This window comes from Oscillibacter valericigenes, assembly GCF_021531435.1.
In the GTDB taxonomy this organism is placed as follows: Bacteria; Bacillota; Clostridia; order Oscillospirales; family Oscillospiraceae; genus Oscillibacter; species Oscillibacter valericigenes_B.
On the sequence record NZ_JAFBIS010000012.1, the window covers coordinates 57,838 to 78,492 of the forward strand.

General features: G+C 62.5%; 17 protein-coding genes. 1 reads left to right on the plus strand and 16 read right to left on the minus strand.

What is annotated here, in order from left to right:
• Positions 1-5: 5 nt before the first annotated feature.
• From JQM68_RS08370 to JQM68_RS08385, 4 genes are all read right to left on the minus strand, one after another.
• Positions 6-869, minus strand: coding sequence for a class I SAM-dependent methyltransferase (locus JQM68_RS08370; protein ID WP_235222556.1), 864 nt, complete (start codon positions 867-869; stop codon positions 6-8).
• A 127-nt stretch (positions 870-996) separates the two neighbouring features.
• Positions 997-1,575 (minus strand): flavodoxin family protein, encoded by a 579-nt coding sequence (locus tag JQM68_RS08375; protein WP_235222557.1) that lies wholly within the window; start codon positions 1,573-1,575, stop codon positions 997-999.
• Positions 1,572-2,876, minus strand: coding sequence for a 2-hydroxyacyl-CoA dehydratase (locus JQM68_RS08380; RefSeq protein WP_268821450.1), 1,305 nt, complete (start codon positions 2,874-2,876; stop codon positions 1,572-1,574). Before JQM68_RS08380 ends, JQM68_RS08375 begins: the two co-directional genes overlap by 4 nt.
• 4 nt (positions 2,877-2,880) lie before the next feature.
• Complete coding sequence (locus tag JQM68_RS08385) at positions 2,881-5,808, minus strand: acyl-CoA dehydratase activase (RefSeq protein WP_268821451.1); 2,928 nt, start codon at positions 5,806-5,808, stop codon at positions 2,881-2,883.
• Between the two features lie 216 nt (positions 5,809-6,024).
• Here JQM68_RS08385 and JQM68_RS08390 point away from each other — a divergent pair, with 216 nt between their 5' ends.
• Positions 6,025-6,597, plus strand: a complete 573-nt coding sequence (locus tag JQM68_RS08390) for an epoxyqueuosine reductase QueH (RefSeq protein ID WP_235222558.1) — start codon at positions 6,025-6,027, stop codon at positions 6,595-6,597.
• 41 nt (positions 6,598-6,638) lie between these two features.
• Here the strand turns inward: JQM68_RS08390 and JQM68_RS08395 are convergent, their stop codons facing one another.
• The 12 genes from JQM68_RS08395 to JQM68_RS08450 all read right to left on the minus strand — a co-directional run bounded on the left by JQM68_RS08395 (position 6,639) and on the right by JQM68_RS08450 (position 20,653).
• Positions 6,639-7,997 carry a PFL family protein gene (locus JQM68_RS08395; RefSeq protein ID WP_235222559.1) on the minus strand — a complete coding sequence of 453 codons (1,359 nt, stop codon included), beginning with the start codon at positions 7,995-7,997 and terminating at the stop codon, positions 6,639-6,641.
• 169 nt (positions 7,998-8,166) lie between these two features.
• On the minus strand, positions 8,167-8,436 hold the full coding sequence (locus JQM68_RS08400) for an ACT domain-containing protein (protein ID WP_235222560.1): 270 nt from the start codon (positions 8,434-8,436) through the stop codon (positions 8,167-8,169).
• 317 nt (positions 8,437-8,753) lie between these two features.
• Positions 8,754-9,965: an aspartate kinase gene (locus tag JQM68_RS08405; protein WP_235222561.1), complete on the minus strand. Its 1,212-nt coding sequence runs from the start codon at positions 9,963-9,965 to the stop codon at positions 8,754-8,756.
• A gap of 75 nt (positions 9,966-10,040) precedes the next feature.
• Complete coding sequence (locus tag JQM68_RS08410) at positions 10,041-11,234, minus strand: homoserine dehydrogenase (protein ID WP_235222562.1); 1,194 nt, start codon at positions 11,232-11,234, stop codon at positions 10,041-10,043.
• Between the two features lie 17 nt (positions 11,235-11,251).
• Entirely contained in the window at positions 11,252-11,692 is a 441-nt protein-coding gene (locus JQM68_RS08415; protein ID WP_235222563.1) for an ACT domain-containing protein, read from the minus strand.
• Between the two features lie 198 nt (positions 11,693-11,890).
• Entirely contained in the window at positions 11,891-13,294 is a 1,404-nt protein-coding gene (locus JQM68_RS08420; RefSeq protein WP_235222564.1) for an aminopeptidase, read from the minus strand.
• 18 nt (positions 13,295-13,312) lie between these two features.
• Complete coding sequence (locus tag JQM68_RS08425) at positions 13,313-14,986, minus strand: L-threonylcarbamoyladenylate synthase (protein WP_235222565.1); 1,674 nt, start codon at positions 14,984-14,986, stop codon at positions 13,313-13,315.
• A gap of 17 nt (positions 14,987-15,003) precedes the next feature.
• Positions 15,004-16,077 carry a peptide chain release factor 1 gene (gene prfA, locus JQM68_RS08430; protein WP_235222566.1) on the minus strand — a complete coding sequence of 358 codons (1,074 nt, stop codon included), beginning with the start codon at positions 16,075-16,077 and terminating at the stop codon, positions 15,004-15,006.
• A gap of 39 nt (positions 16,078-16,116) precedes the next feature.
• Positions 16,117-16,611, minus strand: a complete 495-nt coding sequence (locus JQM68_RS08435; protein ID WP_235222567.1) for a flavodoxin family protein — start codon at positions 16,609-16,611, stop codon at positions 16,117-16,119.
• Positions 16,612-16,621: 10 nt separating this feature from the next.
• Entirely contained in the window at positions 16,622-17,389 is a 768-nt protein-coding gene (locus tag JQM68_RS08440; RefSeq protein WP_235222568.1) for a YdcF family protein, read from the minus strand.
• Complete coding sequence (gene abc-f / locus JQM68_RS08445; RefSeq protein ID WP_235222569.1) at positions 17,386-19,287, minus strand: ribosomal protection-like ABC-F family protein; 1,902 nt, start codon at positions 19,285-19,287, stop codon at positions 17,386-17,388. The genes JQM68_RS08440 and abc-f overlap by 4 nt, the downstream gene beginning before the upstream one ends.
• Entirely contained in the window at positions 19,280-20,653 is a 1,374-nt protein-coding gene (locus tag JQM68_RS08450; protein WP_235222570.1) for a UDP-N-acetylmuramoyl-tripeptide--D-alanyl-D-alanine ligase, read from the minus strand. Before JQM68_RS08450 ends, abc-f begins: the two co-directional genes overlap by 8 nt.
• Between the last annotated feature and the right edge of the window lie 2 nt (positions 20,654-20,655).

The window sequence follows — 20,655 nt, forward strand, 5'->3', positions numbered from 1 at the left end:
CGTTTTCACTCGCTGAACCATCTTCCCGTGGCGCCGCAGGGCAGGGCCAGCCCAGTCTCCGTGACGGGCAGGCCCAGCTCGTCCCAGGTGCACTTGCCGCCGTATTTGCTGGCCACCAGGATGTTCAGCAGATACCCCAGCACAGACGGGGCAAGGCCCGTGGTGTAGGAGTTGATCAGCACAAACAGAGGCTTGTCCGACAGCACCCCGGCGCACAGCTTCACGAAGGGATACAGGTTTTCCTCCAGCTTCCAAACCTCACCGCCGGGGCCGCGCCCGTAGGAGGGTGGGTCCATGATGATAGCGTCGTAGGTCTTGCCCCGGCGAATTTCCCGCTCCACGAATTTAGCGCAGTCATCAATGATCCAGCGGATGGGGGCGTCCTCCAGACCGGAGAGTTTGGCGTTCTCCCGTGCCCAGGCCACCATGCCCTTTGCCGCGTCCACATGGCACACGCTGGCGCCCGCCTTGGCGCAGGCCACCGTGGCGCCGCCGGTATAGGCGAACAGGTTCAGCACCCGGATGGGCCGCCCGGCGTTCCGGATCTTCTCCATGACGAAGTCCCAGTTCACCGCCTGCTCCGGGAAGAGGCCCGTGTGCTTGAAATTCATGGGCTTCACCTGGAACGTCAGCTCACCGTAGTGGACCTTCCAGCTCTCCGGCAGGGCCTTCTTCTCCCAGTGTCCGCCGCCGGTCTGACTCCGCAGGTACCGGGCGTTGGCCCGCTTCCAGGCGGGGTTCTGATGGGGCGTCTCCCAGATGGCCTGGGGGTCCGGGCGCACCAGGAACTGCTTGTCCCAGCGCTCCAGCTTCTCTCCCCCGCCGCAGTCCAGAAGTTCATAGTCCTGCCACTTGTCCGCGATCCACATAGCGCTTCCTCCGTGTACATAGTAAATCATGTTATTATACCGCCAAAGCAAGCCATTCGTCAATGCATTTGCGGCTTGAAGCTGCCTGAAAAAACAGAAGCGGCCCGCGAGGGGCCGCTTCCGATGATCACATACTTTTGAAAAGTCCACGGGCAAATTCCCGGGTGCGGGCTTCCTTGTCCACGTCCATAAACACGGTGTCGTAGCCCAGGTGCCGCTCGGCGTGGCTGCCCAGATACCGCAGGCCGGAGTGTTTGCAGTAGCGGCGGACGCCCTCCTCAAAGAGGTCGCAGCCTTTCTCCGGGCGGTAGCCGCAGGTCATCAACAGCGCCACCGCCTTCCCCGCCCACAGGGAGGGGCCCCTTTCAGCGCCGTAGAACTTGTTCATACCGTATACCAGCCGATCCAGCAGGGCCTTCATGGGCGGCGTGCAGTACCAGGAGTAGATAGGCGTGGCCAGTACGATCATGTCGCTGCCCAGCACCTTGTCAAAAATCTCCTGTACGTCATCCTGCTGGGCACAGCCGAACACTGTCCAATCCTTCTGGCAGGTCCGGCAGGCCACGCAGGGGCGGATGTCCTTGTCATACAGCCAAACGGTCTCCACCTCCGCCCCGGCGCTTTCCAGTTCCGCACAGAACGGCTGCAGCAGGGCGGCGGTATTCCCCTGCTTCCGGGGACTGCCCATCAGCACCAGGACCTTCATGCCAGCACCGGCTCCTGCTCCCCGGTATGGGGCGCCGTACCATTCTCCGCCTCTTTCTCAGCAAGCCGCTCCCGGGCCACCGCCAGCATCAGCTTGATGCGGTTCTCCTGGTTGACGCGGGTGGCGCTGGGGTCATAGTCAATGGGGGTGATGTTGGCCTGAGGATACATCTCCCGGAGCTTGTTGATCATGCCCTTGCCGCAGATATGGTTGGGCAGGCAGCCGAAGGGCTGGGCGCAGATGATGTTCTCATAGCCGGAGCGGATCAGCTCCGCCATCTCAGCGGTGAGGAGCCAGCCCTCGCCCATCTTGTCGCCCTTGCTGATCAGGCCCTCGGTGAGCTTTGTCAGCTCGTTGAAGGGCAGGGGCGCGTGATAGCCGTTGTCTTTCAATGCGCTGATAATGACCTTCTCCATCTGGGCGATATAGCCCAAAATCACATCGGAGACGTGCTTTTCCAGGAAAGAACCGCCATACAGCCGGGCGGTCTCGCTGGGGTTGTAGGCGCAGTACTGCACGAAGCCCATCAGACCCGGCAGGTTCACCTCGCAGTCCTGGGAGGCCAGGAAGTTCTCCAGGTCGTTGTTGCCCAGGGGAGAGTATTTCACATAAATTTCGCCGACCACGCCCACCTTGACCTTGGGCACCCGACGGACGGGGATGGCGGCGAACTCCGCCGCGATCTTCGGCATGGCGGTCTTCATCTCCCGCTGGGAGAAGCCCTTGCCCGCATGGACCCAGCCGCAGATGGTGTCCAGCCATTTTTCCTGTAAGGCCGCGGCGTCACCGGGATGGGTCTCATAGGGGGAGGTCTGGGCCTTCAGCGCCACCAGCAGGTCGCCGTAGTAGATGGCGGCCAGGGCCATGCGGATGAAGGTCAGGTCCATGGGCAGGCTGTTGCCCTTCTCCAGGCCGGAGAAGTTCAGGCTCAGCACCGGGATGTTGCCGTAGCCCGCCTTTTCCAGTGCCTTGCGCAGCAGGAAGATGTAGTTGGAGGCCCGGCAGCCGCCGCCGGTCTGGGTGATGATGAGGGCGGTGTGGTCTAGGTCGTATTTGCCGGAGTTCAGGGCGTCCAAAAACTGGCCGATGACCAGCAGGGCGGGATAACAGGTGTCGTTATGGACATACTTGAGGCCCAACTCACTGACCTGGCTGCCGCAGTTGCCCAGCAGCTCCACCTTGTAGCCCTTGTACTCCATGGCCGCCGCCAGAATGCGGAACTGCACGGGGGCCATGTTGGGGATGAGGATGGTGTGGGTCTTCTTCATATCCTCGGTAAAAATGGGGTATTGCATCTCCATGCCCTCACGCCTCCTCTCGTTTTTCGTCCTGCTCGTCCAGGGCGGCGAACAGGCTCCGCAGGCGGATGCGCACCGCGCCCAGATTGGTGATCTCGTCGATCTTCAGCTGGGTGTACAGCTTGCCGCCTGCCTGCAAAATTTCCCGGGTCTCGTCGGAGGTGATGGCGTCCACGCCGCAGCCGAAACTGACCAGCTGCACCAGATCCATGTCGGGCTGGGAGCAGCAGTATTTCGCCGCCGCGTACAGGCGGGAGTGGTACGTCCACTGGTTCAGCACCGTGGTGGGGAATTTCTCCACCCGGTTCGAAATGGAGTCCTCCGTCACCACCGCCGCGCCGAAGCGGGTGATCAGGGTGTCGATGCCGTGGTTGACCTCCGGGTCCACATGGTAAGGCCGGCCCGCCAGCACGATGATGCGGCGGCCCTCCGCCCGGGCCTGGTCGATGATGCGCTCGCCCTCTTTCCGAATCAGGGACATGTGGTGGGCGTACTCGGCATAGGCCGCGTCAGCGGCCTCCTTCACCTCGCTCTTCGTGATGTCCGGGAAAGAGCGGCGCAGGATGTCGTGAATTTTCTTCGTAAAGTCCTTGGGCCGGTGAATGCCCACATAGTCGTAAATGAACTTGCTATCCTTGATCTCCGGGCAGTTGCCGGCGATGACCTCCGGGTAATAGGCCACCACGGGGCAGTTATAGTGGTTCTGGCCCAGGCCCTCGTCGATGTTATAGGTCATGCAGGGGTAGAAGATGGCGTCCAGCCCCAGCTTGGAGAGGAACTGGATGTGGCCGTGAGCCAGCTTCGCCGGGAAACAGGCGGTGTCGCTGGGGATGGTCCCCTGGCCTTTCAAATACAGGTCCCGGCTGGAAAGGGGACTGTGGTACACCGCGAAGCCCAGCTTCGTGAAGAAGGTGTACCAGAAGGGCAGCAGCTCCCACATGTTCAGGCACAGGGGAATGCCGATCTTGCCCCGCTTGCCGGGAACGGGCTTGTAGCCCAGGATCAGCTTCCGCTTATAGGCGTACAGGTTCCGCTCCCCGGTGTCCGCCTTGCCAGTGACGGGCCGGTCACAGCGGTTGCCGCTGATGAAGGTGCCGCCGTCGGCGAAGGTGTTGATGGTGAGCTGGCAGTTGTTGCCGCAGCGTCCGCAGACCTCGCTGCGGGTCTCCTGATGGAAGTTCGCCAGGGCCTCCCGGTCCAGCAAGGTGCTGGTCTGGCCGCTGGCGGCCTTGCCCCGGCCGTACAGGGCCGCGCCGTAGGCCCCCATGAGGCCCGCGATGTCGGGGCGGATGACCTCCACGCCCATTTCCTTCTCAAAGGCCCGGAGAACGGCCTCGTTGTAGAACGTGCCGCCCTGGACCACAATGTTCCGGCCCAGCTCCTCGGGAGAGGCGGCCCGGATGACCTTGTAAATGGCGTTTTTCACCACGGAGATAGACAGGCCCGCGGAGATATTTTCAATCGTCGCCCCGTCCTTCTGGGCCTGCTTCACGCTGGAGTTCATAAACACGGTGCAGCGGCTGCCCAGGTCCACGGGCCTGTCCGCAAACAGACCCAGCTTGGCAAACTCCTTCACGTCATAGCCCAGTGCCTGGGCAAAGGTCTGGAGGAAGCTGCCGCAGCCGGAGGAGCAGGCCTCATTCAGGAAGATGTTGCTGATGGCGCCGTCCTCGATCTTGAAGCACTTCATGTCCTGGCCGCCGATGTCGATGATGAAATCCACGTTGGGCAGGAAGTGGCGGGCGGCGGTGAAGTGGGCCACGGTCTCCACCACACCGTAGTCGGCGTGGAAAGCGTTTTTCGCCAGGTCCTCGCCGTAGCCGGTGGTGGTAACGGAGGCCACATGGAGAGCCGGGTGCTCGTCGTAGAGCTTTTGCAGCACTTCACGGATGAGGGGTACAGGGTTGCCCAGGTTGGGCCGGTAGTCGGTAAACAGGATACGGGCATCCTGGTCGATGACGGTCATCTTGACGGTGGTGGAGCCGGAGTCGATGCCGATATGCACCGGGGCGGCGTAGTCCGGGCCGAAGGGCACACGGGGCACCGTCGCCTTGGCGTGGCGGGCCTTGAACGCCTCGTACTCCGCCTCGCTTGCAAACAGGGGAGGCTGGGAGCGGTAGGTCTCGGAGGCGCCGTGGGCCTGGAGGCGGTCCGACACCTCTTTCAGGTCAAATTCCTGGTCGGAGTAATACGCCGCGCCCAGGGCCACGAACAGCAGGCTGTTCTCCGGGCAGGTGCCCTTGACGCCCAGGGTCTTGTCAAAGCTGTTCCGCAGGCAGCGGGAGAAGGTCAGCGGCCCGCCCAGGTACAGGATATTGCCCTTGATGGGCCGCCCCTGGGCCAGGCCCGCGATGGTCTGGTTCACCACCGCCTGGTAGATACTGGCGGCGATGTCCTCTGCCCGGGCGCCCTGGTTGATGAGGGGCTGGACGTCGCTCTTGGCGAACACGCCGCAGCGGGACGCGATGGTATAGGTCTTTTCTGCTTTCTGGGCGGCGTCGTCCATCTCGTCGGCGGTCATTTTCAGAAGGGTCGCCATCTGGTCGATGAAGGCGCCGGTGCCGCCGGCGCAGGAGCCGTTCATCCGCACCTCGGTGCCGCCGGTCAGAAACAAAATTTTGGCGTCCTCGCCGCCCAGCTCGATGATGACATCCGTGCCCGGCACCAGCCGGTTGGCCGCCACACGGGTAGCAAACACCTCCTGGACGAAGGGAACGTTCACACTGTCCGCCATGCCCATGCCCGCGGAGCCGGAAATGGCCAGGTCGGCCTTTCCGCCGGGGACATACTGCTCCGCTACACGGCGCAGCAGCTCCTCGGATTTTTCCAGAATGTGGCTGAAATGCCGCTCGTATGTACTGTAAACGATGTTGTCCGCGCCGTCCAGCACCACACATTTGATCGTGGTGGAGCCAACGTCAAGTCCTACTTTCAACGCATTTGCCTCCTTGCAGGAAAACGATTGCCTTAGGGAGCCATATAGCAATCGCATGGTATCATATTCTTTGGTATCATACTCTTTTCCGACAAAATGTGCAATCGGAAAACCCACCGAAAGCTGTAAAGAATCTGTTAAGAATGTTTATCCTTTTCTTCCATAAAAGAGTATGCTATACTTGTCCCAGTCTAGAATGGAAACGAGGTTTTTCCCATGGATACCGTTTTGCTGCACACCTGCTGCGCCCCCTGCTCCCTCTCCTGCATCGACCCCCTTCGCTCCGAGGGCATCGAGCCGGTGGCTTTCTGGTATAATCCCAACATCCACCCCTGGAAGGAGTATCAGGCCAGGCGGGACTGCCTGCTGGAGTACGCCCCCACTATCGGGATGGAGGTGTGCGTTCAGGAGGACTACGGTCTGAAAGACTTTGTCCGCCATGTGGCGGACGACATCGAACACCGCTGCGTCTACTGCTATGAGCACCGCATCGAGGGCACGGCCAAATACGCCGCGGAGCATGGCTTCAAGGCCTTCACCTCTACCCTGCTGGCAAGCCTCTACCAGGACCACGATGGCATCGTCCGGGCGGCGGAGAAGTACGCCAAGCAATATGGCGTGGAGTTTTTGTACCGGGATTTCCGCCCCAATTTCCGGGCAGGCAACCAGCGGGCCCGGGAGCTGGGCTTCTACATGCAGAAATACTGCGGCTGCGTATTCTCCGAGCAGGACCGCTACCAGAAGCAGATCGACCGGGACAAGGCGAAGTTTGCCGAACCCGCAAAATAAAAAATCCGTCCGAAAGGAACTTGCCTTTCGGACGGATTTTTTCAGTTCTTCAAACTGTGCATGGGGGCGGGGATACGGCCGCCTCTTGCGATGAAGTCCGCGCTGGACTCGGAATGGACCGGCATCACCGGGGCGCTGCCAAGCAATCCGCCCATCTCAACGGTGTCCCCCACGGTCTTGCCGGGGGCAGGCAGAAGGCGGACGGCGGTGGTCTTACAGTTCACCATGCCGATAGCCGCCTCATCAGCAATGATGGCGGAAATTGTCTCCGCCGGGGTGTCGCCGGGGACGGCGATCATGTCCAGACCCACGGAGCAGACGCAGGTCATGGCCTCCAGCTTATCAAGGCACAGCGTGCCCTGCCGGGCGGCGGCGATCATACCCTCGTCCTCACTGACGGGGATAAAGGCGCCGGACAGACCGCCTACGGAGGAGGACGCCATGACGCCGCCCTTCTTCACCGCGTCATTCAGCAGGGCCAGGGCCGCCGTGGTGCCGTGGGTGCCGCAGGTCTCCAGCCCCATCTCCTCCAGAATACGTGCCACGCTGTCTCCCACGGCGGGGGTAGGAGCCAGGGACAGGTCCACGATGCCAAATGGGGTATCCAGGCGGCGAGAGGCCTCCTGAGCCACCAACTGGCCCATTCGGGTGACATGGAAAGCGGTCTTTTTCACCGTCTCCGCCACCACATCGAAGGGCTGGCCCTTCACGGCCTGCAGAGCGTGGTGCACCACGCCGGGGCCGGAGACGCCCACGTTGATGACCTTCTCCGCCTCGCCCACACCGTGGAAAGCGCCTGCCATGAAGGGGTTGTCCTCCACGGCGTTGCAGAACACTACCAGTTTGGCACAGCCCAAGCCGTCCTGGTCCTCCGTGGCCTTGGCGGTATCCTTGATAATGCGGCCCATGAGAGCTACCGCATCCATGTTGATGCCCGCCTTGGTAGAACCCACGTTGACGGAGGAGCACACCAGCTCCGTCCGAGCCAGGGCCTCTGGGATGGAGCGGATGAGCAGCTCGTCCGCCTTTGTCATGCCTTTCTGCACAAGGGCGGAGTAGCCGCCGATGAAGTTGACGCCGCAGGTATGGGCCGCCCGGTCCAAAGCCATAGCGAAGGGGACATAGTCCTCCGTGTCGCTGGCGCCTGCCACCAGGGCCATGGGCGTGACGGAAATGCGCTTATTGACGATGGGGATGCCGAATTCCCGCTCGATGTCCTCGCCGGTCTTGACCAGCTTTTCGGCGTAGCGGGTGATCTTCTCATAAATCTTCTCACAGGCCCGCTTCGGGTCCGGATCGCAGCAGCTCAGCAGGGAGATACCCATGGTGATAGTACGGATGTCCAGATGCTGCTGGTCGATCATCTCGATGGTGGAGAGGATGTCCTTTTGATTGAGCATAAACTTGCCTCCATAGTTCATCCGCCAAGGACGGATGAATCTTTCTAATCATTTTCGCCGCGGCGTGTACGTGGCGAAAATCCCCCGACCTGTGCGTCCTCGGGGCGCACACACCAGTCCGCAGACTGGTGAGGGGGAGGTCGAGGGGGAGCCTGCTCCCCCTCGAAAATCAGATGCGGTGCATGGCGTCAAAGATTTCCTCGCGCTGGATACGAATGGAAATTTCCATCTTCTTCCCCAGCTCCTCCAGCAGCACCCGCAAGTCGCCCACGGGGACCTTGGCCTTTTCCACATCCACGGCCATGACCATAGTGAAGGAGCCCTGCAGGATGGTCTGGGAGATGTCCAGAATATTGACGTTGTTTTCGGCCAGCAAAGCACAGACGGCGGCGATGATGCCCACCTTGTCCCTGCCGATGACGGTGACGATGGCGTTCATATGTTTCCTCCTCTTGAGACGGCAGTCTCTTTTGAATGGTTTATTTTAGCATACCGGACGCAGAAAAGTAAACACGAAGGATGCACAAAGGGGCGTACATTTCGGTACGCCCCTTTGCAGCTTTCCTATACCGTTCCGGCGGAATTGAAGGTGAATTGCCCCGAAGGGGCAAGAGAAGCTACCCTGGGGCACACTTCTATCGGAACACCTCTGCCCGCCGCAGCGACACGACCGCGTGCGGGCGTGAGGGGGTATCGCTTTTCGGGTCTCCGGCCCGAAAAGCGTATCTAGGGGGGATAAAATCCCCCCTGGACGGCTCAGATCTCGTCGAAGAACTTGGCGTGGATGGCCTTCACAGCGCGGTTTACGTCGGCCTCGTCCAGCAGGACGGAGACACGAATTTCAGAGGTGTTGATCATCTGAATGTTGATACCGGCCTCATACAGGGCCTCGAACATCTTGGCGGCCACGCCGCAGTTGCTCATCAGGCCCACGCCCACGATGGAGACCTTGCCGATGTGCTCGTCGGCCTCGATGTGGTCGAACCGCAGAGCCTCCTTGTGCTCGTTGAGGATGTCCTCCACTTCCTCCAGGTCCTTTTTATGGACGGTGAAGGTGATGTCCTTGGTGGCCTCACGGCCGATGGACTGCAGGATGACGTCCACGTTGATGTTGTGCTTGCTCAGCAGGTCAAAGACCTGAAAGGCGACGCCGGGATTGTGCTGCAGGCCGATCAGGGCGACACGGGCGATGCTGGTGTCCTTTGCGACGCCGGCGATATTGGTTTTTTCCACTTTGGTGACCTCCTTAACTTTCGTGCCGGGCTTGCGCTCCAAGCTGGACACGACTTCCAAATTCACTCTGAACTTCTTTGCCAGCTCCACGCTGCGGTTGTGGAGCACCTGGGCGCCCTGGGATGCCAGCTCCAGCATCTCGTCATAGGTGATCTCCTCCAGCTTCCGGGCGTTGGGGACGATGCGGGGATCGGTGGTGTACACGCCGTCCACATCGGTATAGATCTGGCACAGGTCCGCCCGGAAGGCGGCGGCCAGAGCGACCGCGCTGGTGTCGGAACCGCCCCGGCCCAGGGTCGTCACGTCGCCGTTGCGGTCCACGCCCTGGAAGCCGGTGACGATGACGATGCGGTGCTGGTCCAGCTCGGACTGGATGCGCTCGGAATCGATTTTCTTGATGCGGGCGTCGGAGTGGACGCTGGTGGACTGGATACCCACCTGCCAGGCCGCCAGGGACACGCAGGGCAGGCCCATGGACTCCAGGGCCATAGCGCACAGCGCCACGGAGATCTGCTCGCCGGTGGACAGCAGCATATCCATCTCCCGCTTGGAGGCGTGGGGATTGATCTCTTCCGCCTTGGCGATGAGGTCGTCGGTGGTATCGCCCTGGGCGGACAGCACCACGATCACGTCATTGCCCTGTAAGTAAGTCTCCGCGATGATACCGGCGACATTTCGGATGCGCTGGGCGTCCTTCACGGAGGTGCCGCCGAATTTCTGTACGATCAAACTCATTTTGTTTCCTTCTTTGCTTCAGATTGGGATAGGGGCTTCCGCCCCATTATACGCAGAGAACCGCGTCTTTGGCAATCACGCCAACACCCGCATACAGGCCAGCACATTCAGACACTTGGACTGCTGCTCGGCGTCCTGGCCGCTGATGCGGTCGGTGAGGAAGGCGGTCTCGCCGTCCTCGCTGAGGACCTCCACCTGGCCGAAGGCCAACGCCGCGTCGGTGAGGCTGCCCTCGATGCGGAAGTAGTACCGGGTGTGGAGCTCCATGGGGTCCTCAAAACCGGCGGTCTCCGGCGACCAGCCGATCTCCTCCCGCTTGGGACTGGCCTGGAGGCACTCCATCACGTCCGCCACGCAGGCGGAGGCAGTGGGCAGCTCCCCCGCGCCCTTGCCGTAGAACATGACCTCACCGGTGGCGTTGCCCCGGACCACCACGGCGTTGAACACATCCTCCACATTGGAGATGGGGTTCTCCTCCGGGATGAGGTGGGGGGCGACGTAGGCGGTGCGGCCGCCGCCGGGCAGCCGGACGGCACGGCCCAGCAGCTTGATCCGGTAGCCCGCCCGCTGGGCGATCTTCACGTCCCGCAGGGACAGCTTGGTGATGCCCTCCATGGGCACGGAGGCGGGGTCCACCTGGTGGCCGAAGGCCAGGTCCGCCAGGATGCAGGTCTTGCGCCCGGCGTCGATGCCCTCCACGTCGGCGGTGGGGTCGGCCTCGGCGTAGCCCTTGGCCTGGGCCTCCCGCAGGGCGTCGGAGAAAAACGCGCCTGTCCGCACCATGCGGGTGAGGATATAGTTGGTGGTGCCGTTCAGAATGCCGTACACCTCGTCGATACGGTTGGCAGCCATGCACTGGGTCAGGGGGTGCAGGATGGGGATGCCGCCGCCCACGCTGGCCTCAAACAGGTAGTTGACGTTTTTCTTCTTCGCCAGCTCCAGCAACTCACAGCCCTTTTCCGCCACCAGCTGCTTATTGGCGGTGACGACGTGCTTGCCCGCCATCAGCGCCCGCTTTGTATACTCGTAGGCCGCCTCCACGCCGCCGATGGTCTCCACCACCACGCGGATGTCGTCGTCCTCCTCGATCTTCTTGAAATCGTCGGTCATCAGCTGGCGGTACGGGCCGTCCTTGAAGTGCCGGACCAGGATGGTCTTCACCTGCAGGGGCTCCCCCAGCTTGTGCTCGATCTGCTTGGCGTTTTCCGCTACGACCTTGGCAACGCCGGTGCCGACGGTGCCCAGGCCCATGATCGCAATTTGTATCATGTACGCTCTCCTCTTTCTCAGCCTGCCAGGATCTCGAACTTCACCACACCGTCCAGGCCGGACACGTCCGCGATCAGCTGCTCCAGAGACTCCGCCATCTCGCTGGTCTCGGCGGAGATGGTGACGGCGGCGCAGCCATTGGTGGGGATGCTCTGGTTGATGGTCAGGATGTTGGCGCCGGAGGTGGCGAACACCGACAGCACCCGGCTCAACACGCCGGTGTTGTCTTTCAGCATGGCGTAGAACGTGATGATGTGCTCGGACTTCATGTCGTTGAAGGGCTGCACGGAATCCTTGTACTTATAGAACGCGCTGCGGCTGATGCCTGCCAGCTTCGTGGCCGCGCCCACGGTGTCCACCTCGCCGGTCTGCATCATGCGCTTGGCCTCCGCGACTTTCACAAAAATCTCCGGCAGCGCATCCGCCGCCACGATGTAATACTTGATCGCTTTTGCCATATCGTCCGCCTCCTACGGTCAAATGTCTTTCCATGTTGCTTATCCTACCATATTTTCTGGCCCCGCACAACCAAAAACGCCAAATTTCTTTTGGGAGAAATGGGGAATCTCACGGGCAGATGTCCGCCATACGTAGGCAATTTGCCAAAGAGCGCAAAAAGGAGACGCCCCTTGCGGCGGCGTCTCCCGTGGATGGATTCAGTTTTTCGCTTCGTACACGGCCTTCATGCCCTTGTAGGTCTCCCAGCAGTCCAGCTTGGCCACCGTCTCGAAGGGGGCGTGCATGCTGAGCACCGGCACGCCCGCGTCCAGGGTGGTGATGTTGCGGTTGGCCATATACATAGCCACGGTCCCGCCGCCGCCGGCGTCCACCTTGCCCAGCTCCGCGATCTGCCAGATAACGCCCGCGTCGTCGAACAGGCGGCGGACGTAGGCCACGGTCTCGGCGTCGGCGTCGCTGGCGCCGGATTTGCCCCGGGCGCCGGTGTACTTGCAAAGGCCGATGCCGTAGTTCACAAAGGCGGCGTTCCGCTTCTCGTAGACCTCGGCATAGTCGGGGTCGTAGGCCGCCGTCACGTCGGCGCTGAGGCAGAAGGACTTCTCAAAGCACACCCGGACAGGCACATCCTGGGCGGCGCACAGGTCCTCCATAAAGGTGTCGAAAGCGGCGGACTGCATGCCCGTCACGCCGTCGGAGCCGATCTCCTCCTTGTCCGCCAGCACGCAGACGGCGGTCTTTTCCGGCGTCTCCTCCAGGTCCAGCAGGGCCTTGAGCGCGGCGTAGCCGCACACCCGGTCGTCGTGGCCGTAGGCGCCGATGAGGGAGCGGTCCAGGCCGATGTCGCAGGCGCCCGCGGCAGGGACAGCCTCCAGCTCGGCGGAGGTGAAGTCGTCCTCGGTGATGCCGTACTTCTCGTTCAGCAGCTTCATCACCGCCAGCTTCACCCGGCCGGTGTCGTCCTCGTCTCCGATGGGGCGGCTGCCCAGCAGCAGGTTCAGCGTCTCGCCGGGCACCGCCTCCGCCAGGGGCTTCTTGCTCTGCTCCTGGCCCAGGTGGGGCAGCAGGTCCGTGATGACCAGCTTGGGGTCGCCCTCCTCCGCGCCGATGTTCACCGCCGCGGTAGTGCCGTCTTTCAATGCGATGACCCCCCGCAGCTCCAGGGGAATAGTGACCCACTGGTACTTCCGCAGGCCGCCGTAGTAGTGGGTCTTGAAGTACGCCAGCTCGCTCTCCTCATACAGGGGATTGGGCTTCAGGTCCAGCCGGGGAGAGTCGATGTGGGCGGCGGCGATCTGGGCGCCCTCCGCCAGGGACTTCTTTCCGATGTGTGCCAGCATGACGGACTTGCCCCGGTTGCAGAGATACACCTTGTCGCCGCTGCTGACCTCCATACCCCGGACATAGGGCTTGTAGCCCTTCTCCTCAGCCAGGCGGATGGTCTCGACAGCACAGAGCCGCTCCGTCTTGCCCTTATCCAAAAACGATTTGTAGCCGTCGCAGTAGGCTTCCATGGCCGCCTGCTCCGTGCTGTCAAAGCGGTCGTAGCCGTTCTTCCTGCCGGAGAACAGCTTTTCTTTCAGTTCCTTGATCTCGTCAGACATTGGTAACCCTCCCAGGTATTATTTGTTTCCGTGGCGCTTTTCTTCCCGCAGCGCTTCCACCAGCCGCTCGAAGAATTTCTTCGCTTCCCGCTGGAACTTCTCCGGCGTATCAGCGGCATTGTTCAGTTCCAGGTCACACTTGCCCCGGTAGAACTCATCCGGTTTCTGGGCGGAAATGCGCAGCCGGGCATACTGTTCCGTAATGTTGTCCCGGGCCATGATGCGCCGCACCCGCAGCTCCGTGGGGGCGGTCACCGCGATGGTGCGGTCACACAGCCGGTCCAGGCCGCTCTCAATGAGGTTGATGGCGTCGATGGCGTACAGGCCGTCGGGGATGCTGTCCATCCGCCACTCCAGCTCCGGAATGAGGAAGCGGAACACGATGGCGTTCAGCTTGTCCAGCCGCTCTTTTTTGGCAAAGACCTCCTGGCCCAGCTTCTGCCGGTTCAGCTTTCCGTCGGGGCCGAAGACACCGGGGAACGTGGCGTTGATGGTGTTCCGCAGTTCCTGGTCGTGGTCCAGCATCTCGTGGTACACCGCGTCGCAGTCGATGATCTCGCCGCCCAGCTCCCGGATGGCATTCAGGGCGCTGGTCTTGCCCGCGCCGGTGCCGCCGGTGAGACCCAGCACGATGCGCTGGCTGTCAGACTCCACAATGTGGAACCCGGCGGCCTTTTTCAGCCGGTTGCCCACCGCCAGTCCCAGGCCCCGGCTGTCGGGGCACTGAGCCAGAATTTCCGACACATCGCTGTTGTCGAAGGTCCGCAGAGCGTCGAACACCCGCTGGGCCTGGGCCAGCTTATCGTTGCTGGGGCCCAGGGTGTGTACCTCCTGCTGGGGAAACAGGTGGGCAAACTCATCAAAGCAAATAACGCCGGTGGTGGGACCCACCCGCCGGGCGATCTCCCGGGCAGAGGCCTCCGGCGCGCCGGTGAACACGGTTACCGGGGCCTTGGGGGCGTAATGGCGGTATTTCATGCCGGGGGCCTTGGGCTGCTCGCCCTCCTGCAGGGGGCTGACCACCGCCTTGTCCACGGCGATAGGCCCAATGAGCTGCTCCAGCGCCTCCAGAGGCAGTCCGCCGGGACGCAGCAGCCGGGGCGGGTCGCAGGTCAGATCCAGGATGGTAGACTCCACACCCACGGTGCAGGGACCGCCGTCCACCACGCCCTCGATCTTGCCGTCCATATCCTCCAGCACGTCCTGGGCGGTGGTGCAGCTGGGCCGTCCGGAGGTGTTGGCGCTGGGCGCCGCCACCGGGATGCCCGCCTCCCGGATGATGGCCAGGGTGACGGGGTGGTTGGGACAGCGCATGGCCACCGTGTCCAGTCCCGCCGTGATGATGGAGGGCACCACATCCGTCCGGCATTTCAAGATCATGGTCAGGGGGCCGGGCCAGAATTTCCGGGCCAGCACATAGGCCAGGGGCGGGATGTCCTTACAGTACCGGGGCAGCCACTGCTGGCCGGGAATGGTCAAGATCAGGGGATTGTCCTGGGGACGGCCCTTGGCCTCGAAGATCCGCTTGACGGCTGTTTCGTCCAGGCCGTTAGCAGCCAGTCCGTACACCGTCTCCGTGGGGATGCCCACCAGTCCCCCTTCCCGCAGGATCTTGGCGGCGGCGGAGATTTTATCCTCAATTTCCTTCTGCTGTCCCTTGGTGTCCCGCAGGTCATAATAAATCGTCTGCATATCGTTCGCCTCTATCTTTATCCGTCGGCTTCCTCGCCGCCGTTCTTTAGCTTTTCCGCCTGGTCCGCCGTGACCAGCGCGTCGATCAGTTCATCCAGGTCGCCGTCCATGATGGCGTCGATTTTATATAACGTCAGGCCGATGCGGTGATCCGTCACCCGGCCCTGGGGGAAATTGTAGGTGCGGATGCGCTCGCTGCGGTCGCCGCTGCCCACCTGGTTCTTCCGCTCCGCCGCCGTTGCGGCGTCCCGGCGGGAGCGCTCCTCCTCGTACAGCTTGGAGGCTAGGATGCGCATGGCCTTGTCCCGGTTCTGGAACTGGCTCCGCTCCTGCTGGCACTCCACCACCGTGCCGGTGGGCTTGTGGATCAGCCGGACGGCGGAGGAGGTCTTGTTCACGTGCTGGCCCCCCGCGCCAGAGGATCGGAACACCTGCATCTCAATGTCTGCAGGATTCAGCTCCACGTCCACTTCCTCCACCTCCGGCAGTACCGCCACCGTGGCGGCGCTGGTGTGGATGCGGCCGCCGGATTCCGTCTCCGGTACCCGCTGGACCCGGTGGACGCCGCTCTCGAATTTCAGCCGGGACCAGGCGCCCTCGCCCTCAATGACGGCGCTGCACTCCTTTACGCCGCCCAGCTCCGTCTCGTTCATATTCACGATGTCGATTTTCCAGCCCTTGGATTGGGCGTACATGGTGTACATCCGCAGCAAAGACGCCGCGAACAGCGCGCCTTCCTCGCCGCCGACACCGCCCCGGAGCTCCATGATGACGTTTTTCTCGTCATTGGGGTCCCTGGGCAGCAGGAGAATCCGCAGTTTTTCCCGGAGCCGGTCCAGCTCCAGCTTGGCAGAGGCAAATTCCTCCTGGGCAAGCTCGTGGAAATCCGGGTCGTGAAGCAGTTCCTCCGCCTCAGCCCGGTCCTGTTCGGCCCGCAGCCAGGCCCGGTAGGTCTCCACCACCGGCTCCAGCTCCTTACGCTCCCGGTTGACCTGCCGCAGCCGGGCCGCGTCGCCGTAGACGGCGGGGTCCGAAAGCTGGGCCTCCAGGTCCTCGTACCGCAGGGCCAGTTCTTTTAGTTTATCCAGCATACCGCCGCTCCTTTCAAAAATTTGAAAAGAACACGGCCGCTACTTCTTCTGTCCGTTCAAAAAGTCCCGGGTCTGGCGCAGGAATTCCTCCTGCCAGAAGGCATAGCCCACAGAGCCCCGCCGCAGGGATACCGCCGCCTGGTGTCCGGCGGGGACGTACAGGTCCATCTGTTCAAACACTTCTTCGCTTCTGTTCTCGCTGCCCCGGGTGACCACATACGCGGCGTTTCGCAGCTCCTTGCCGTACCGCTTCAAAAAGTCCCGGGTCACGGCGCTGCACCGCCCCGCCCAGACCGGAGAGCCGACGATGACCAGCCGGTACTCCTTCACTGGCCGCGCCGTCTCAAAGGGCTTGATGGGCTTGGTGGTCCGGCGCATGGCGTCCATACCGCAGCGGAGCCAGCCGCGGGCGCCGCCCCGGGCCACGCCGTCCTGAAGCTCCACCAGCTCGGCGTCCAGCGCCTGGGCGATCTCCGCCATGGCGGACCGGGTATTGCCCGTCCGGGAGTAATAGATACATAATACGTCGCTCATATGGTTCTCCTCAGTCAAAAATCAGGGTCTTTACCATGGCAAAGGCCTCCCGCAGATAGTAATTCACTTCCAGATGCTTCCACGGCAGCTCCGCCGGAACGCCGAAGGCGTGGCCGTAGCCCTGCCGGGCGGCGATGAGGCGGGAGCGGGCAATGTGGAAATCGTTGGTGACCACCGCCGCGTTGTCCTCTGCCGGGTCGATGCCATGTTCCTCCAGCAAATCCTTGGAAAAAGCGAAATTCTCCGCTGTGTTCCCGGCCCGTTCCTCCAAAATCAGCCGCGCCGGGTCCACGCCCCGGGCGGTGAGCCAGTCATACATGCACTGAGCCTCGGTGATCTCCTCGCCGTAGCCCCTTCCGCCGGTCAAAACCGCTGGGACGTCCGGGTTCTCCTCCAGATAGTCCAGCGCCGCGGTCAGCCGGGTGTACAGGGACAGGGACGGTACTTTTCCATTGACGCCCGCGCCCAAAACGATGACCGCGTCAGCGGGAATGGCGGAGCGGTCCGTGTTTCCCTCCCGGATCACATAGCCCTCTAAGACCGTCAGCGGCACCAGTACCAGCACCAAAGCAGTCCGAAAGGCCCGCCGGCACAGGCGGCCCGTATTCGACTTTGCCGCCCAGCGGTCCAGCAGCAGTGCCAAGGCCAGTACCGCCGCCAGTCCCACCAGCAGAAAGCCGGAGAACCGCATGCCCCAGGGCCGGACGGTTATCAGGACAACGCCCGCCAGGGCCAGCAGCGCGGCAGCCGCACCCTGTATGTTTTCCCGCTTTGTCATTCTCCTGCTTCCTCGCTAAGCTGTTCCCATTTTTCGTACAGCGCGTCCAGCTCCGCCTGGGCAGCTTCCTTCTCCTGCACCAGCGCGTTCAGCTTCTCATAGTCGCAGGCGGCGGCCTCCATATCACCGTCCAGCGATGCGATGCGCTCCTCCGCCCTGGCGATGTCCCGCTCGCAGATGGTGAGCTGCCGCCGGGCGGCCTGCTGGGTCTTGTTTCCCCGCTGGGGACGTTCTATAACGGTCTTTTCCTTCACAGGCTTTGGCGGCTCTGTCTTTTCCGCCTCCTCCTGGGCCTTCATCTGCCGGTACTGGGCAAAACCCATGGGATAATCGGTGATGGTGCCGTCCGCCAGCTCCCAGATGCGGGTGGCGAAGCGGTTGATGAAGTAGCGGTCATGGCTGACAAACAGCAGTGTGCCGTCGTAGGCCTCCACCGCCTCCTCGATCCACTCCCGGGAGGCGATGTCCAGGTGGTTCGTCGGCTCGTCCAGGATCAGGAAGTTGATGTCGTCGTCCATCAGCATGCAAAGCCGCAGGCGGCTCTGCTCGCCGCCGGAGAGGACGGAGACGGGTTTCAGCACATCCTCGCCCCGGAAATCATAGGCCGCCAGCCGGTTCCGGGCTGACTGGGCGGAAAGGCCCCGCTTGGCGGCCATCATGTTCTCCACCATGTTCCAGTCCGGGTGGTCGAAGTGGATGATCTGAGGCAGATACGCCGCTTTTACCTGGGGGCCGGTGCGGATACGTCCGTCGTCCGGGTACAGCTCCCCCATGATCATCTTGATTAAGGTGGACTTTCCCGTTCCGTTGTCTCCGATGAGGGCGATGCGCTCGCCCCCCTCGATCTTCAGGTTGATGCCGTCAAACAGGTGCTTGTCCCCATAGGATTTTGCAAGGTTCCGCAGGGCCAGCACCTCGTCGCCGTGGAACTCGGCGGTGGAGAACCGGGCGTCGATTTTTCTCGCTTTGGTAGGCTTGGCGGTGGTGCGCATCCGCTCGATGCGCTTTTCCATGGAGATCGCCCGGCGGTAGGTCTTGTCCATGCCCTGGAACGCCCACATCCGAAGCTGCTCCGCCGCCTTTTCCAGCTGCTCGATCTTGGCCTGCTCCTTTTCGTACTGCTTCATCCGCTCCTGGAAGCGGCGCTCCTTTTCCACGGCGTAGAAGCTGTAATTTCCGCTGTAAAACTCCGCCTTGCCGCCCTCGATCTCAATGACCCGGGTGACGATGCGGTCCAGGAAATAGCGGTCGTGGGAAATGGCCACCACGGTGCCCCGGAACCCCCGGATGTACTCCTCCAGCCACTCCGTGGCGTGGAGGTCCAGGTGGTTTGTAGGCTCGTCCAGCAGCAGGATGTCCGTGTCCTCCAGAATCAGGCGGCCCAGGTTCACCCGGGTCTTTTCGCCCCCGGACAGGCTGTCGAACAGCTGCTTGCGCTGCTCGTCGGAAATGGACAGGCCATTGGCAATTTTGTTCACCGCCACGTCGGTGTCATAGCCGCCGAACACCTCGAATTTTTCACTGAGGGCGCCGTATCGCCGCAGTGTGGCGGGGTCGGTGTCGCCCTCCGCCATTCGGGCGGTGAGCCGCTCCATCTCCTCCGCCAGTTTTTGCAGGCGGGAGAAGGCGGAGCGCAGCACATCCTCCACCGTATACCCGGCGGGGTATACGGGAATTTGGGAGATGAGGCCCAGACGGCGGCCCTGACCGATGGTGACCTGGCCCTCGTCATAATCCAGCTCTCCCGTCAATATCTTGAATAAGGTGGTCTTACCCGCGCCGTTCCGTCCCAGCAGGCCCACCCGCTCGCCCTGGTCGATCTGGAAGGTGAGGCCGTCCAGCACGTTTTTCCCCACCTCGAAGGATTTGACCAGGCCGTTTACCTGTATCTCAATCATACTCTCTCTGAAGCGCTTCCACCAGGGCGCCGAAGTGCATGGCGTGGGATGCCTTCACCAGCATGGCGGTATTTGGCCTCAGTTCCTCCTTCAGCGCCCCGATTGCTTCCTCTTTCGTTGCAAAATGTAGGACCTCGCCGCCGCTCTGGGCAGTCCCGTCGGCAATTTTCGCCGCTTTTTCTCCGATGGCCACCACAAAGTCGATGCCCAGCATGGACGCCAGGGCGCCCATGTTGTAGTGGGCCTGCTCCGTCAAGTCGCCCAGCTCGCCCATGTCGCCCAGCACCGCCACCCGGTGGTCGCACTCGGTCTTGGCCAGCACCTCCAGCGCCGCGGTGACGGACTGGGGGTTGGCGTTGTAGCAGTCGTCCAGGATGATGCGCCCCTCGGGGAGCCGCACCACCCGCATCCGGGAACCGGCGGGCTCGTAAGCTGCCGCGCCCCGGACGATCTCGTCGTGGCTCAGGCCCAGCTCCTCGCCCACCGCTACGGCGATGGAGGCGGAATAGGCCATGTAGACGCCCGGCGCGGGGATGGACAGGCGGTAGACGTCCTTCGCCGTCTCCACCGTGCAGGTGATACCCTCCACGCCGTGGTCCGTCACCTCCGTGATGCGGGCCTGACAATGCCCGGACTGGCCGCAGCGGACGGTGCGGAAGGGAATATCCACGGTGTCCAGCAGGGAGTCGTCCCCGTTAAGGACGGCCAGGCCGCCCTCTTTCAGATGCGCGAAAATCTCGCATTTCGCCTGCAGGATACCCTGGCGGCTGCCCAAAAATTCGATGTGGGCATCGCCGATGTTGGAGATGACCGCCACATCCGGGCGCACCATGGCACCCAGGTATTCGATCTCTCCAAAGTGGTTCATGCCCGTCTCGATGACCGCCGCCTGGTGCTCAGACTTCAGGCCCAGCAGGGTCAGGGGCGTACCGATGTCGTTGTTGAAATTCTCCGGGGTCTTTAAAACCCGGTATTTGGCCCCCAGGACGGCGGCGATCATTTCCTTGGTGGTCGTCTTGCCCACGCTGCCGGTGACCTGCACCACGGGGATGTCGAATTTGTCCCGATAGGCGGAGGCCAGGGCCCGCAGGGCCAGCCGGGTGTCCGCCACCTGGATGTAAAATTTGTCGCCGCGCAGCGTCTCCGGCACCCGGGCGCAGAGGCACCCGGCAGCGCCATTGTCCAACGCCTTATCGATAAAATCGTGGCCGTCGAACTTCTCCCCCACCCAGGGCAGAAACAGGCAGCCCGGTGTCAGCTTCCGGCTGTCGGTGCAGACAGCGGTGACGGCGGGGGCATTCTCTCTTGGATTCAGCCACTTGCCGTCCACGGCGGCGGCGATCTCTTGGATAGTCATGGGTTCCATAG